Here is a 14,430-nt window from a genome sequence, read left to right as displayed (position 1 = left end):
ATGGCCGCGCCGAAAGGGCGACGGTTCCGGGCAAGGTAGAAGCGGGCTGCGGCGCGCGTGCGGTACATACATATTGCGGGCGAAAAAAGACCCGCCTGGGCGGGTCTGGTTTTTACGGTTGCGACGGGACTGTGGTTATTGTTCGAAGCCTTCCAGCACGTTCACTGCGTTGATGCCGATTTCCTCTACAGCGTAACCGCCCTCCATGACGAACAATGTCGGTTTGCCGAGTGCAGCGATGCGTTTGCCCATTGCCAGATAATCCGGGCTGTCGAGTTTGAACTGCGAGATCGGGTCATCTTTGAAAGTGTCGACACCCAGCGACACGACAATCACGTCGGCGCCATACCGCTCGATCTCGTTGCAGGCCTGATCCAGCGCCGCACTCCATACCTCCCAGCCAGAGCCGGCGGGCAGCGGATAGTTGAAGTTGAAGCCTTCACCGGCGCCTTCGCCACGTTCATCGTCGTAGCCGAGGAAGAACGGGAATTCCGCCTCCGGATGGCCGTGGATCGAGGTGAACAGCACGTCGCTGCGCGTATAGAAAATCGACTGCGTGCCGTTGCCGTGGTGATAGTCGACATCGAGGATCGCGACTTTTTTGTGGCCTTGATCGAGGAAAGCCTGCGCGGCGATGGCGGCATTGTTGAGGTAGCAATAACCGCCCATCAAATCGCTGGCGGCGTGGTGTCCCGGTGGGCGGCACAGGGCGAAGGCACTGCGCGCGCCACGCTGGATTTGCGCTTGTGCAGTCAGGGCAACCTGCGCCGCGCTGTAGGCCGCTTGCCATGTACCGGCGGTGATCGGTGCGCCGCCGTCGAAGCTGTAATAACCGAGCTGACCATGCAGGCTGGTCGGTTTGATTGCACGCAGGGTGCGCGCCGGCCAGGTGTAGGGCAGCAGATCACCGTCGGTGTTGAATTCAGTCCAGCGATCCCACGCGCCTTTGAAGAAGTCGAGGTAGTCGCGACTGTGGATACGGGCGAGGGGTTCCAGGCCGAAATCTTTCGGTGCCTCGACCGGGCCGAGATTCTGGTTTTTAACGCGCTGCAGCACATGGTCGGCGCGCGACGGCATCTCGAAGCACGGCTTGAGCTGGCCATCGATGAGCTCGCAGCGGCCATGGTGCAGGTGGTGATCGTCCGAGTAGATCGTCAGCATTTGTTGTTCTCCGCAGGGCTGATTCGGTTGCCACCAGTGTTGCGGCGTGAGGCGAATCGGAAAACGGCAGGAAAGGCCAAAAGGGGATGGATATGGCCAAAAACACTGACCGAAATTGCCCCTTTAGGATCAAAAGATCGCAGCCTTCGGCAGCTCCTACGCCGATCCCTTGTAGGAGTTGCCGAAGGCTGCGATCTTTTGATCTTCAGGCCCGGAATTGGCTCGGCGCCACGCCGCTCCAGCGCACAAAGGCATGGCGGAAACTGGCGGTCTCGCTGAACCCGAGCGTTTCGGCAATGCGATAGATCGGCAACTGATCCTCACACAACATCTGCTTGGCCCGCTCGAAACGCAGCTCATCGAGCAGTTCCTGATAGCTGCTGCCCATATCTTTCAAATGCCGGCGCAAGGTGCGTGGCGAACACTTCATCTGCTGCGCCAGACCTTCCAGTCCCGGTGCTGCATTCAGTTGCGCGCTGAGTAACTGTCGAATCCGCCCCAGCCACGCCTGACGCCCGGTGAACTCAAGATTCTGCTTTCGGCAACGTTCGGCCATGGCTTGGTGGGTGATGGCATCCGCCAACGGCAGCGGCTGGTCGAGCCAGTGCCGATCGAAGGCAAAGGCGTTGTCCTTCGCCGCGAAGTGCAACGGTGAGTTGAAGTGTTCGGCATAGCTGTCGCGATAGTCCGGCGCGGCGTGTTCGAAGCGCGTGGCGAGCAAAGGCAGCGGATGCCCGAGCAGGTCATCGCAAATGACTTTCAGCGACACCAGGCAGAACTCGGCGTTGAACACCGCCATCGCCGGGCTCTCGCGATAATCGGCAGCGACGAACCAGACGCGCTCGCCGTCGTCTTCCAGACTCAGTTCGAAAAGTGTTCCCAGCAGCGCCGGATAACGGATCGCCAGGCGCAAAGCGTCACCGAAGGTGGCACAGGTCAGCAGCGCGTAACCGAGGATTCCATAGCAGGACACGTGCATGCGCCGGCCCAGTTCTAGGCCGATATCGCGCTTGAGCGCGACGGCGTTGGCGCAGACCTGCATCTCCTGATTGGTGGTGATGCGCGTGTCGGTACGGCTGAGATCCGCCGCACTGATGCCGCTGCCGGCCAGCAATGCCTCGCTCGACAGGCCTTCGGCCTTGAAGGTGTTGAGGATCAGCGACACGGCGTTGAGGGTGGTGAGGTGGGAGTGGAGCATGGGATCTTCCAGCCTTGAGATGGCTGGATCGCAGCAAGTTGCATGCCGCAGCAGCCCCTCACCCCAGCCCTCTCCCAAAGGTAGAGGGGGCCGATTGGGGGATATTGACCAGATACGCCGACCTGAAAAAACGCTGCCGAATCCATAATCGACTGTTTTTTTCAGGTCGGCGTATAGCGCAAGACACTAAGGTTAGTTCCCTCTCCCTCCGGGAGAGGGCTAGGGTGAGGGCCGATCCAGAGCCATGCTCAGAGTAGCTCACCACACAGATCCAGTTCGATCAGCCGACGCACTTCTTGAGTTTCAAGGCCTGCACCGAGCAGGCCGTGCAACTTGCCGAACGCGGCCTCGCGAGTCATGCCACCACCGGACAATACGCCGACACCGCGCAAGCGACTGCCAGCCTCGTAAACATCCAGCTCGACGCCACCCTCATGGCACTGCGTCACTGCAACCACCACCACACCGTTATCCCGTGCGCGGCCAAGGCTTGCCAGAAACTCAGGGTTGTCGCTCGGCCCGGTACCGCTGCCGTAGCACTCCAGCACCAGGCCTTGAATGCCGCTGTCGAGGAGGCCGTCGAGCACTTCGGCGCTGATGCCCGGGAACAGCGGCAGCACGGCAACTTTGGCCAGCTGTTTCGGCTGGTTGTAATTCAACGACGCTGGAATCGAAGAGGCTTTGACACCGCCGCCCTGACGCTCAAGTCGTTTGAAAGGATGACGGCCGAAGCTGCGCACCTTCGCGCAACGGGTTGGCGCCAGCAGTTCACCGTGGAAGTACAGATGCACACCGGGCGCCAGGCCTTGGCCGAGGGCAACCAGTGCGCCACTGAGATTCTCCCAGGCATCGCTGTCAGTAACGCCAGCCGGCAACATTGAACCGGTGAAGCACACACGGGCATTCAGCCCCAGCAGCTGGAAGCTCATCGCTGCCGCGCTGTAGGCCAGCGTGTCGGTGCCGTGCAGGATCAGCACGCTGTCGCAGCCTTGCACGTCAACGGCATCGACCACCGCTTCACGCAGTTGCTGCCAGTAGGCCGGGGTCATGTTGGCGCTGTCGATCAGCGGCGACATCTCGCGAAAGCGCCACTGCGGTACGACGAGTTCAGGCTGGCTGTGCAGATAGTCGCGCATCCGCGCTTCGAAACCGGACGCCGGGGCCAGGCCATTGGCGCTGGCCTGCATGCCGATGGTGCCACCGGTGTAGAGCACCATGACGTGTTGGGCGGCGGGGTAGGTCGACGAATTCATGGGGATTCTCCGAAAGGATGAGGTCCTTGTGGGAGCGAGCCTGCTGGCGATGGCGGTACATCATTCAGCGTTGATGTTGGCTGAAAGACAGCTATCGCGAGCAGGCAAACTCCGACAAGTTATTGCACCACAATAACTGACGGGCGCAGGGGATGCGCCCGTCATTCACCTGTCAGCGTTGCGCTGCAGGCACGCCTTGCGGCTCGGCTTCAGTCTTGCCGACAGCGGCAGACGGATTGGTCGGCCAGGCTTTCAGGTCGAGGTCCAGATCAGCAAATTTGCTCGAGTCGAACACCGGCTGTTTGACGCCGGCGCGGCGTTGCGCATCGTAGTCGCGCATCACACGCATGCCGACCTTGAACAGCATGGCCAGGGCCACGAGGTTGACGAAGGCCAGGCAGGTCATGGTGATGTCGGCGAAGGCGAACACGGTCGACAGGTCCTGCATCGAACCCCATACCACCAGCGCCAGCACCAGGCCACGGAAAATCATCAGCGCGGCGCGGTTGCGGGTGAGGAACTGCAGGCTGTTTTCGCCCAGGTAGTAGTTGTAGAGGATGCAGGTGAAGACGAACAGCGACAGCGCGACGCTGACGAACATGCGACCCCAGTCACCGACCACGGCGGCCAGCGAGTTCTGGGTCAGGACGATACCGTCACCTTCGAAGCCCGGGGTGTAGAAGCCCGACAGCAGGATCAGCAGCGCAGTACAGGTGCAGATCACGAAAGTGTCGAGGAACACACTGAAGGCCTGAACCACGCCCTGCGCGCCCGGGTGTTTCACCGCAGCCACGGCAGCGACGTTAGGCGCACTGCCCAGGCCCGCTTCGTTGGCGAACACGCCACGCTTCACGCCCATGACGATGGCGCTGCCGAGCAGACCACCAAAGGCCGGATCGAGGCCGAAGGCGCTCTTGAAGATGGTTTCCAGCATGGCTGGTACGTGTTCGATCTGAGTACCGATCACGTACAGGGTCACGCCGATATAGGCGAGGGTCTTGATCGGTACCAGCAGGTCGGACACCGAAGCGATACGCTTGATGCCGCCGATGAAGGTAATGGCCAGCAGCACTGCCAGGACGATACCGGTGTGTTGTGGGTTGAATTCGAAGGCGTTCTGCAGCGAGTGGGTCACGGTGTAGGACTGCAGGCCAATGAAGGCGAAGCCGTAGGTGACCAGCAGCAGGACCGAGAACACTACCGCCATGCCTTTGAGCTTCAAGCCGTGCTGGATGTAGTAGGCCGGGCCACCACGGTACAGACCGTCGCCATCGGCGCGCTTGTAGACCTGGGCCAGGGTGCACTCGAAGAAGCTGCTGGACATGCCGACCAGTGCGGTCACCCACATCCAGAACACCGCACCTGGACCACCGAGTGTCACGGCGATGCCGACACCGGCGATGTTGCCCGCACCAACGCGGCCGGCAAGGCTGAGCATCAGGGCCTGGAACGAGCTGAGTTGCCCGGCGCTGCCCTTGAGGCTGTCGCGGAACACCGCGAACATGTGGAAGAAGTGACGCAATTGAACGAAACGCGAGCGAATCGTGAAGTAGCTACCGAGCCCGACAATGAGCACGATCAGTACTTTCCCTGAGAGGAAGTCGTTAATGACTTCGAGCATGGATTTTTCCTCGCTGTTTTTTGTGTGAGCAAATGCTGGAAGGTCGGAAACATCGCGTTACACCGGTTTGCGCGCGGCACAACAGGTGAGGCGAGGGTTTCGTCCCGGATCCATTTCGCGGGTTTGTTATTAGTTCGGGTTTCACATGGGTTATGGCCTCGTTACCGACGACCGCTCATGCGAAGAGGGGCGGCACTATACCGATCAGTGGCGCGCCCGTCTGCACAGTCGTGGTGCAAGCGACGAAACGAGGCTTTGAAACACCCGGCGTTACCGGCGCCGGGCTTGTGCAGGAATTGCTCTTCTGTCAGAGCGAGCAATCCCCAGACATACGGGTCTCAGGGTCAGAAAGTTAAAAAAAAGGGCTTGGGGACTAAATCCCCAAGCCCTCAAAAGGTGAGAGGTGTCTAGTCCCTCGACCTGGTGAGCGGTGCTACAAGTAACGTGTCGGCTCAGGCTTTCAGCGGAACCAGACGCGGAGCAATCATGTTTTCCGGGCGCAGGATGTCGGCGAGCATGGCTTCGTCGAGCAGGCCTTCTTCGCGCACCAGTTCCAGCACGCCGCGGCCGCTTTCAAGAGCAAGACCGGCGATACGGGTGGCGTTTTTGTAGCCGATGTACGGGTTCAGAGCGGTAACCAGACCGATCGAGTGCTCGACCAGTTCACGGCAGCGCGCTTCGTTGGCGGTGATGCCGACGATGCAGTGCTCGCGCAGCATGTCCATGGCGCGTTGCAGCAGGCGGATCGAGTCGAAGATCTTGAAAGCGATCAGCGGCTCCATCACGTTAAGTTGCAGTTGGCCGCCTTCGGCTGCCATGGTCAGCGCCAGATCGTTACCAATTACTTGGAACGCCACCTGGTTAACCGCTTCCGGAATAACCGGGTTGACCTTGCCAGGCATGATCGAGCTGCCTGGCTGACGCGCTGGCAGGTTGATTTCGTTGATGCCGGTGCGTGGGCCGCTGGACAGCAGGCGCAGGTCGTTGCAGATCTTCGACAGCTTCACCGCGGTGCGCTTGAGCATGCCGGAGAACAGCACGAAGGCGCCCATGTCGGAAGTCGCTTCGATCAGGTCGGCCGCCGGAACCAGCGGTTGACCGCTGATCAGGGCCAGACGCTGTACCGCCAGCGCTTGATAACGCGGGTCGGCGTTGATGCCGGTACCGATCGCGGTGCCGCCCAGGTTTACTTCAGTCAGCAGTTCCGGGGCCAGCGTCTTCAGACGGGCCAGGTCTTCGCCCATGGTGGTGGCGAAGGCACGGAATTCTTGACCCAAGGTCATCGGCACGGCGTCTTGCAGCTGGGTACGGCCCATTTTCAGGACGTGATCGAATTCCTTGCCCTTGGCCGCGAATGCCTGAATCAGGCTGTCGAGGCTGGCCAGCAAGGTGTCGTGACCGAGCAGTAAGCCCAGGCGGATCGCCGTCGGGTAAGCGTCGTTGGTCGACTGCGCCATGTTCACGTCGTCGTTCGGGTGCAGGTACTGGTACTCGCCTTTCTGGTGACCCATTGCTTCCAGCGCAATGTTGGCGATCACTTCGTTGGCGTTCATGTTGGTGGAGGTACCGGCGCCACCTTGAATCATGTCGACCACGAACTCTTCGTGGTAATCACCGCGGATCAATCGGGCACAGGCTTCGCTGATGGCAGCGTGCTTGGCTTCGCTCAGATGACCCAACTCGCGGTTGGCGTCAGCAGCGGCCTGTTTGACCATTGCCAGGCCGACAACCAGTTTCGGGTAATGCGAAATCGGAACGCCGGAGAGACGGAAGTTATTCACCGCTCGCAGGGTCTGGATGCCGTAATACGCTTGAGCCGGTACTTCGAGGGCGCCAAGCAGGTCGTTTTCTGTGCGGAAAGATGCAGCGGAGGACATGATAGAAATCATCTCGATATGGACCCGGTCTGTGCCGGAACGCTGCGAATGCTAGGCTTGTAGGAAATTTTGGGCCAATGCTGTTCAGCACTGCCCTATGCACATTCGGCATAATGCCCGTGTGACGCCGCGTGCGCGGCAGACGTGTGACCTGTTTTGGTGCGTGTCCGGGAGGACGTGATGAATCTGGAAAGCAAATGGCTCGAGGACTTCAGTGCTCTGGCCGCCACCCGTAGCTTTTCGCAGGCGGCCGAGCGACGCTTCGTGACCCAGCCGGCCTTCAGTCGGCGGATCCGCAGTCTGGAGGCTGCGCTGGGGCTGACCCTGGTCAATCGCTCGCGCACGCCGGTTGAACTGACGGCGGCGGGGCAGTTGTTTCTAGTGACCGCACGCACCGTGGTCGAACAGCTCGGTGAAGTGCTGCGTCATCTGCATCATCTGGAAGGCGGGCAGGGCGAAGTGATGCAGGTCGCGGCGGCGCACTCGCTGGCGCTGGGTTTCTTTCCGCGCTGGATCGCACAACTACGTAATGAAGGTTTGAACATCGCCACGCGCTTGGTCGCCACCAACGTCGGTGATGCGGTGCATGCGTTGCGTGAAGGTGGTTGCGATCTGATGCTGGCGTTCTACGACCCGGACGCGGCGATGCAGATGGACCCGGAGATTTTCCCTTCATTGCATTTGGGCCAGACGGAAATGCTCCCTGTGTGTGCGGCGGATGCCGAGGGCAAGCCCCTGTTCGATCTCGAAGGTGATGCGAGCGTGCCGTTGCTGGCGTATAGCGCCGGTGCGTTTCTCGGACGTTCGGTGAATGGTTTGCTGCGTCAGCGTCAGCTGCGTTTCACCACTATTTACGAAACGGCGATGGCGGACAGCCTGAAAAGCATGGCGCTGGAAGGCCTGGGTATCGCCTGGGTACCGCAATTGAGCGTGCGTGCTGAGCTGGCTCGTGGCGAGCTGGTGGTCTGCGGCGGCCCGCAATGGCATGTGCCGCTGGAAATTCGCCTGTATCGCTGCGCACTGGTGCGCAAAGCCAACGTGCGCCTGCTGTGGCGCAAGCTCGAAGGCGGCGCCGCACAAGGTACGACCGTAACCTGAGGTTGATGAAAAACCCTGTGGGAGCTGGCTTGCCAGCGATGGCGGTGGGTCAGACACCGACTCTGTTTGCTGATGCGACGCCATCGCTGGCAAGCCAGCTCCCACAGGGATCGTGTGATGTCTATGCTCTGACCTTCAGGTCAATAAAACCGGGCCTTTCGCTCATTTGACAGATGGTCGTTTCGGGGGCTGTTTATTGCTTTCTTTGCGGTATACTGCGCGGCCTTCGGCCGGCACGTCCGGCCATTTTTCGTACAATCAAGCCACGCAACCTGCGTGGCTTGTTGTTTTATGACGCGCCTGCGGGCGCTCCAGAGAGAAGAGGCGCGACGATGAGTGCACTGGTTGGCGTGATCATGGGCTCCAAGTCCGATTGGTCCACCCTTAGCCACACCGCCGATATGCTGGAAAAGCTCGGCATCCCGTACGAGGTCAAAGTGGTCTCTGCCCACCGCACCCCGGATCTGCTGTTCCAGTACGCCGAAGAGGCTGAAAGCCGCGGCATCGAGGTGATTATCGCCGGTGCCGGTGGCGCAGCCCACTTGCCAGGCATGTGTGCGGCCAAGACCCACCTGCCGGTGCTGGGGGTGCCAGTGCAGTCGGCCATGCTCTCGGGCGTCGACTCGCTGCTGTCGATCGTGCAGATGCCAGCGGGCATTCCGGTCGCCACCCTGGCCATCGGAAAGGCCGGCGCGATCAACGCAGCCCTGCTCTCGGCGAGCATCCTCGGCGCCAAGCATCCGCAGTTCCACGCGGTACTGAAAACCTTCCGTGCCGAGCAGACAGACAGCGTCCTGGACAATCCAGACCCACGTATTGCCTGAGGTTGTTGAGATGAAGATCGGTGTAATCGGTGGCGGCCAGTTGGGTCGCATGTTGGCCTTGGCGGGCACTCCGCTGGGCATGAACTTCGCTTTCCTCGACCCTGCGCCGGACGCTTGTGCGGCCGCTTTGGGCGAACACCTGCGGGCCGATTACGGCGATCAGGATCATCTGCGCCAACTGGCCGATGAAGTCGATCTGGTGACCTTCGAGTTCGAAAGTGTCCCGGCCGAAACCGTGGCATTTCTGTCGCAATTCGTCCCGGTCTACCCGAGCGCCGAAGCCCTGCGCATCGCTCGCGATCGCTGGTTCGAAAAGAGCATGTTCAAGGACCTGGGCATCCCGACTCCGGCCTTCGCTGACATTCAGTCGCAAGCCGATCTGGACGCTGCGGTGGCTTCGATCGGCCTGCCGGCCGTACTGAAAACCCGCACCCTGGGTTACGACGGCAAGGGCCAGAAAGTCCTGCGCAAACCGGAAGACGTGGTCGGCACCTTTGCCGAGTTGGGCAGCGTGTCCTGCCTGCTGGAAGGCTTCGTGCCGTTCACCGGTGAAGTCTCGCTGATCGCCGTACGTGCTCGCGATGGTGAAACCAAGTTCTATCCGCTGGTGCACAACACCCACGACAGCGGCATCCTCAAGTTGTCGGTTGCCAGTACCGATCACCCGTTGCAGGCGCTGGCCGAAGACTACTCGAGCCGTGTGCTCAAGCAACTCGACTACGTCGGCGTCATGGCGTTCGAGTTCTTTGAAGTCGACGGTGGCCTGAAAGCCAACGAAATCGCCCCGCGCGTGCACAACTCCGGGCACTGGACCACCGAAGGCGCCGAGTGCAGCCAGTTCGAAAACCACCTGCGCGCCGTTGCCGGCCTGCCGCTGGGTTCGACCGCCAAGGTTGGCGAGAGCGCGATGCTCAACTTCATCGGTGTGGTTCCGCCGGTTGAGAAAGTCATCGCCATCGAAGACTGCCATCTGCATCACTACGGCAAGGCCTTCAAGGCCGGGCGCAAGGTCGGCCACGCCAACCTGCGCTGCGCCGACATGGCCACGCTGCAAGCGCAGATCGTCAAGGTCGAAGCGCTGATCGCCGAGTAACGACAGTTTCATGTGGCAGCGGCGGAACCATTCAGGGGCCGCTGTTCTCTCATGGCAGGATGCCAAAGTCTGACTAGGCTTCGCATATCTATCTTTGAGAGGGAATTGCCATGGGAATTATCGGAACCATCTTTATCGGCTTGATCGTCGGCCTGCTGGCGCGGTTCCTGAAACCGGGCGATGACAGCATGGGCTGGATCATGACCATCCTGCTCGGTATCGGCGGTTCGCTGGCAGCCACTTACGGCGGCCAGGCTCTGGGCATCTATCACGCGGGCGAGGGCGCAGGTTTCATTGGTGCACTGGTCGGCGCAATCGTGTTGCTGGTGATCTACGGCCTGATCAAAAAGAACTGATCCAAAGCGACAAAGCCCTCTCGGCCAAAGTGGCCGGGAGGGCTAGAATGCTCGGCGATTCACTGTTCCTTCCTTTCTATACCGAGCACTTTCATGCGCCGTCTTCTGTTGACTCTCCTCTTCCTGGGCAGCGGTTTGGCCCACGCCGGCGAACTGCCGGAAACCGACTGGCTCGAACTGATGCCCAAGTCGGACCAAAAGGCCCTCGAGGCCATGCCTGAAATCGACCACAACTCCCCGGAAGCCACCGGCACCTTCACCGAGAAGGGCGGGATGAAGCAGGCCAAAGGTCTGCCGGCGGTGATGTATTCGACCAAAACCGTGGCGTCGATGAACGACAAGCACATTCGCATCGGTGGTTATCCGGTGCCGCTGGAGTCCGACGCCAAGGGTCGCAGCACGCTGTTCTTCCTCGTGCCGTATCCGGGCGCTTGCATCCACGTGCCGCCACCGCCACCGAATCAACTGGTGCTGGTGCGTTATCCGAAAGGTTTGAAGCTGGACGATATCTACACGCCGTTGTGGGTGACCGGCACGCTGAAGGTTGAAAAGGTCAGCAATGACCTGGCTGACGCAGCGTATGCGTTGGAAGCGGACAAAGTGCGGGTGGTGCAGGAGTCTGATCTCTGAAGCAAAAGATCGCAGCCTGCGGCAGCTCCTCCAGGGATATGCATTCCAATGTAGGAGCTGCCGAAGGCTGCGATCTTTTGATCTTAAAGCGGTTTGCTGGCGACACTGACGCCCATGGTATGGCTCGCACCCGGTGCCAGATCCACAACGTCATCCATCACATTAGCCGTCTCGATGCACAGCATGCGCTGCCAGCCATCGTTATCCATGTCAGCAAGCGCCGCCGCGCGATCGATCCACGGGTTCCAGATCACTGCTGTGCGCGAGCCGGTGGCGGTCAGCACAATGCGCCGCTCCCAGGTCGGGTCGACGATGCTCAGCTGTGGCGGCGCATTGAGATAGATACGGTCGGTCTCACCGGCAAACTGCAGGTCACCTTGCTGGCTGTTGGTTTTCCAGTCATCCAGCGTCTCGATGTAATTCAAGCCATCGACACCGTTGACATGCACATTGCGCACGTCACTCACTGCGAAATACGTGTGCAGCGCCTGACTCAGGCTGACGGTGTCACTGCCACGGTTATGGCTGGTCAGGCTGAAGCTCAATTGGTCGGACAAATGCAGGGTCAGGCTCAGATCAACCTGATGCGGCCAGCCCGGCAGGCCACCTTCGGGGTAAGGCAGCTTGAATTCGACCTTGACGCCGTCAGCCTCTGATTCGATGCCGCCCAGCTCCCAATCCATCGCCCGCACCAGACCGTGCGCGGGTGCCGGTTGCTCACCGGTGTACATGGCCTGCACGCTCTGCGGGTTGCGTTCGAACTTGCCGAACCACGGCCAGCACACCGGCACGCCGGCGCGAATGCTTTTACCTGTCTTGAACTCGGCCTTGTCGTTGAGCCAGATGATCGGCGGCTGGCCATCGATCTGATAACTGAGGATGTGCGCGCCTTGCTGGGTCACCAGCACTTCGGCCTGACCGTGGCGGATGCGCCAGCAGTTCAGTTCATCCAGTTTCACCGCTTCAACGTTGGGCGTGTTCATGGGACAGCTCTCGATCAGACACTTGGGACGGTTATCGACCGCAAAACGGCCGCGAGGTTTAACGCGCGCGCGGTGGAACCGAGCGGGTGCGACCGCTGCCGTCGATAGCGACGAAGACGAATACGGCTTCGGTGACTTTACGCCACTCGCTGGACAGCGGGTCGTCGCTCCACACTTCGACCATCATCTGGATCGAGCTGCGGCCGATCTCCAGGGTCTGGGTATAAAAGGACAATTGCGCACCCACTGCCACTGGCACGAGAAACGCCATGCGATCAATGGCTACGGTCGCTACACGACCACCAGCCACGCGGCTGGCCATTGCGGTGCCGGCCAAATCCATCTGCGCTACCAGCCAACCGCCGAAAATATCGCCAAAGCCGTTGGTTTCGCGTGGAAGTGCGGTGATTTGCAGGGCCAGGTCGCCTTGCGGGATCGGATCTTCTTGTTCGAGCTCTATCATGCCGTGGGGCCTCTGACCCGTGACTCTTCGTGGGTATTGCTGGTGGTAGCCGTCTTCAAGAAAAACGATTCAACACCGAACACACTGCGTTCGTCACGTTTTCCATCAGGCGCCTAAAGGGAAACTCTGCGAAAAAGGCTAAATCCCGAGCAAAGGACGGGCCAACAACGTTTTCGCACAGTAACCTCTTACAAATCCTGCGCAGGTGGCGAGTATATCGGTCGGTAGACTCCGCGACGACCATCCGGTTCTGATTTTGACCGTCAATTACGCGCCTCTATGTGCTTTTTCGAACAATTTGCTATGGTGCCGAACCTGCCCGAGCCACTGCCAGCGTTGTTGTGGCGGCAGATCCGACTATAAGAGAAGCCCTTGCCATGACCACAGCGCCTTCGAGCCTCGCGCAGCCCGAGCAACCCGCACGACCATTGACCCGCAATGACTACAAGACTCTGTCGCTGTCCGCTCTCGGCGGCGCGCTGGAATTCTACGACTTCATCATCTTCGTCTTCTTCGCCACCGTGGTCGGCAAGCTGTTCTTCCCGGCCGATATGCCCGAGTGGCTGCGCCTGATGCAGACCTTCGGCATCTTCGCCGCCGGCTACCTCGCGCGGCCGCTGGGCGGCATCGTCATGGCGCACTTCGGCGACCTGCTGGGGCGCAAGAAGATGTTCACCCTGAGCATTTTCATGATGGCCGTGCCGACCTTGATCATGGGTCTACTGCCAACGTATGCGCAGATCGGCATGTGGGCGCCGATCCTGCTTCTATTGATGCGGGTGATTCAGGGCGCGGCGATTGGCGGTGAAGTGCCGGGGGCATGGGTCTTCGTTTCCGAACACGTACCGCAAAAGCACATGGGTTACGCCTGCGGCACGCTCACCAGCGGCCTGACCGCCGGTATTCTGCTCGGTTCGCTGGTCGCCACCGCGATCAACAGCATCTATACGCCTGCCGAGGTGTCCGATTACGCCTGGCGAATCCCCTTCCTGCTCGGCGGTGTGTTCGGCCTTTTCTCGGTCTACCTGCGCCGCTGGCTGCACGAGACCCCAGTGTTCGCCGAGCTGCAACTGCGCAAAGCCTTGGCTGAAGAAGTGCCGCTGCGCGCGGTGCTGCGTGACCATCGCGGCGCGATTGCAATCTCGATGCTGCTGACCTGGTTGCTCTCCGCTGGCATCGTCGTGGTCATTCTGATGACGCCGACCGTGCTGCAAACGGTCTATCACTTCACGCCGACCGAGTCGCTGCAGTCGAACAGTCTGGCGATCGTGTTCCTGAGCATCGGCTGCATCATTTCCGGCGCACTGGCGGATCGCTTTGGCGCAGGCCGGGTGTTCGTATTTGGTTGCCTGGGTCTGCTGATCAGCTCCTGGACCTTCTATCACAGCCTCGCCGATCACCCGAACTGGCTGTTCCCGCTCTATGCGCTGACCGGTTTTCTGGTCGGCACCATTGGTGCGGTGCCGTACGTGATGGTCAAAGCGTTCCCGCCGGTGGTGCGCTTCAGCGGGTTGTCGTTCTCGTACAACGTGGCTTACGCGATCTTTGGTGGCCTGACGCCGATGGTGGTGAGTCTGCTGCTGAAAGAAAGCGCGATGGGGCCTGCCTACTATGTGGCGGTGCTGTGTGCGATGGGGATTCTGGTCGGGGCGTGGCTGTGGAAGAAAGGGCGCTGATTTTCTCTCCCGCCTGATCGTTCCCACGCTCCGCGTGGGAATGCATCCTGTGACGCTCCGCGTCACCTCTCAAATGCGGACGCAGAGCGTCCATGGCGGCGTTCCCACGCAGAGCGTGGGAACGATCTGTCGCGACATGCTGGCCTTTCATCCAATTGTCATATTTCAGCCATAGAGTGTTCACACGGCCTGCTGAT

Annotated in this window: 13 protein-coding genes; 6 read left to right on the top strand and 7 right to left on the bottom strand. The window is 60.5% G+C overall.

Annotated features, from left to right (window positions below):
- Positions 1-135: 135 nt before the first annotated feature.
- The 5 genes from AC3IUF_RS29520 to aspA form a co-directional block, all read right to left on the bottom strand.
- Entirely contained in the window at positions 136-1,161 is a 1,026-nt protein-coding gene (locus AC3IUF_RS29520) for a histone deacetylase family protein (protein ID WP_095113186.1), read from the bottom strand.
- Between the two features lie 205 nt (positions 1,162-1,366).
- Positions 1,367-2,359: an AraC family transcriptional regulator gene (locus AC3IUF_RS29515; protein WP_489279974.1), complete on the bottom strand. Its 993-nt coding sequence runs from the start codon at positions 2,357-2,359 to the stop codon at positions 1,367-1,369.
- Between the two features lie 248 nt (positions 2,360-2,607).
- Complete coding sequence (locus AC3IUF_RS29510; RefSeq protein WP_414916376.1) at positions 2,608-3,612, bottom strand: asparaginase; 1,005 nt, start codon at positions 3,610-3,612, stop codon at positions 2,608-2,610.
- A 172-nt stretch (positions 3,613-3,784) separates the two neighbouring features.
- A complete protein-coding gene (locus AC3IUF_RS29505) occupies positions 3,785-5,233 on the bottom strand; it encodes an alanine/glycine:cation symporter family protein (protein ID WP_007912101.1) in 1,449 nt (482 codons plus the stop codon).
- A gap of 452 nt (positions 5,234-5,685) precedes the next feature.
- Entirely contained in the window at positions 5,686-7,110 is a 1,425-nt protein-coding gene (aspA, locus tag AC3IUF_RS29500; protein ID WP_007912102.1) for an aspartate ammonia-lyase, read from the bottom strand.
- Between the two features lie 180 nt (positions 7,111-7,290).
- Here aspA and AC3IUF_RS29495 point away from each other — a divergent pair, with 180 nt between their 5' ends.
- The 5 genes from AC3IUF_RS29495 (at position 7,291) to AC3IUF_RS29475 (ending at position 11,111) form a co-directional block, all read left to right on the top strand.
- Positions 7,291-8,208: a LysR substrate-binding domain-containing protein gene (locus AC3IUF_RS29495; RefSeq protein ID WP_095049639.1), complete on the top strand. Its 918-nt coding sequence runs from the start codon at positions 7,291-7,293 to the stop codon at positions 8,206-8,208.
- A gap of 332 nt (positions 8,209-8,540) precedes the next feature.
- Positions 8,541-9,032 (top strand): 5-(carboxyamino)imidazole ribonucleotide mutase, encoded by a 492-nt coding sequence (purE, locus tag AC3IUF_RS29490; RefSeq protein ID WP_007920220.1) that lies wholly within the window; start codon positions 8,541-8,543, stop codon positions 9,030-9,032.
- A 10-nt stretch (positions 9,033-9,042) separates the two neighbouring features.
- A complete protein-coding gene (locus AC3IUF_RS29485; protein WP_007920221.1) occupies positions 9,043-10,125 on the top strand; it encodes a 5-(carboxyamino)imidazole ribonucleotide synthase in 1,083 nt (360 codons plus the stop codon).
- Between the two features lie 110 nt (positions 10,126-10,235).
- Entirely contained in the window at positions 10,236-10,481 is a 246-nt protein-coding gene (locus AC3IUF_RS29480) for a GlsB/YeaQ/YmgE family stress response membrane protein (RefSeq protein ID WP_007920223.1), read from the top strand.
- 93 nt (positions 10,482-10,574) lie between these two features.
- Positions 10,575-11,111, top strand: a complete 537-nt coding sequence (locus AC3IUF_RS29475) for a DUF3299 domain-containing protein (RefSeq protein ID WP_007920225.1) — start codon at positions 10,575-10,577, stop codon at positions 11,109-11,111.
- Between the two features lie 83 nt (positions 11,112-11,194).
- Here the strand turns inward: AC3IUF_RS29475 and AC3IUF_RS29470 are convergent, their stop codons facing one another.
- Together AC3IUF_RS29470 and AC3IUF_RS29465 are read right to left on the bottom strand one after the other, a co-directional pair.
- Positions 11,195-12,094 carry a D-hexose-6-phosphate mutarotase gene (locus AC3IUF_RS29470; protein ID WP_007920233.1) on the bottom strand — a complete coding sequence of 300 codons (900 nt, stop codon included), beginning with the start codon at positions 12,092-12,094 and terminating at the stop codon, positions 11,195-11,197.
- Positions 12,095-12,152: 58 nt separating this feature from the next.
- Positions 12,153-12,557 carry an acyl-CoA thioesterase gene (locus AC3IUF_RS29465; protein ID WP_003229628.1) on the bottom strand — a complete coding sequence of 135 codons (405 nt, stop codon included), beginning with the start codon at positions 12,555-12,557 and terminating at the stop codon, positions 12,153-12,155.
- A gap of 377 nt (positions 12,558-12,934) precedes the next feature.
- Between AC3IUF_RS29465 and AC3IUF_RS29460 the strand changes: the two genes are divergently transcribed.
- Positions 12,935-14,233, top strand: a complete 1,299-nt coding sequence (locus tag AC3IUF_RS29460) for an MFS transporter (protein WP_007920239.1) — start codon at positions 12,935-12,937, stop codon at positions 14,231-14,233.
- The last annotated feature ends 197 nt before the right edge of the window (positions 14,234-14,430 follow it).

The sequence above is a fragment of the Pseudomonas sp. KH_040 genome, from assembly GCF_057839305.1.
Note: the sequence above shows the minus strand (reverse complement) of the source record. Positions and strands in the feature narration are given on the sequence as shown.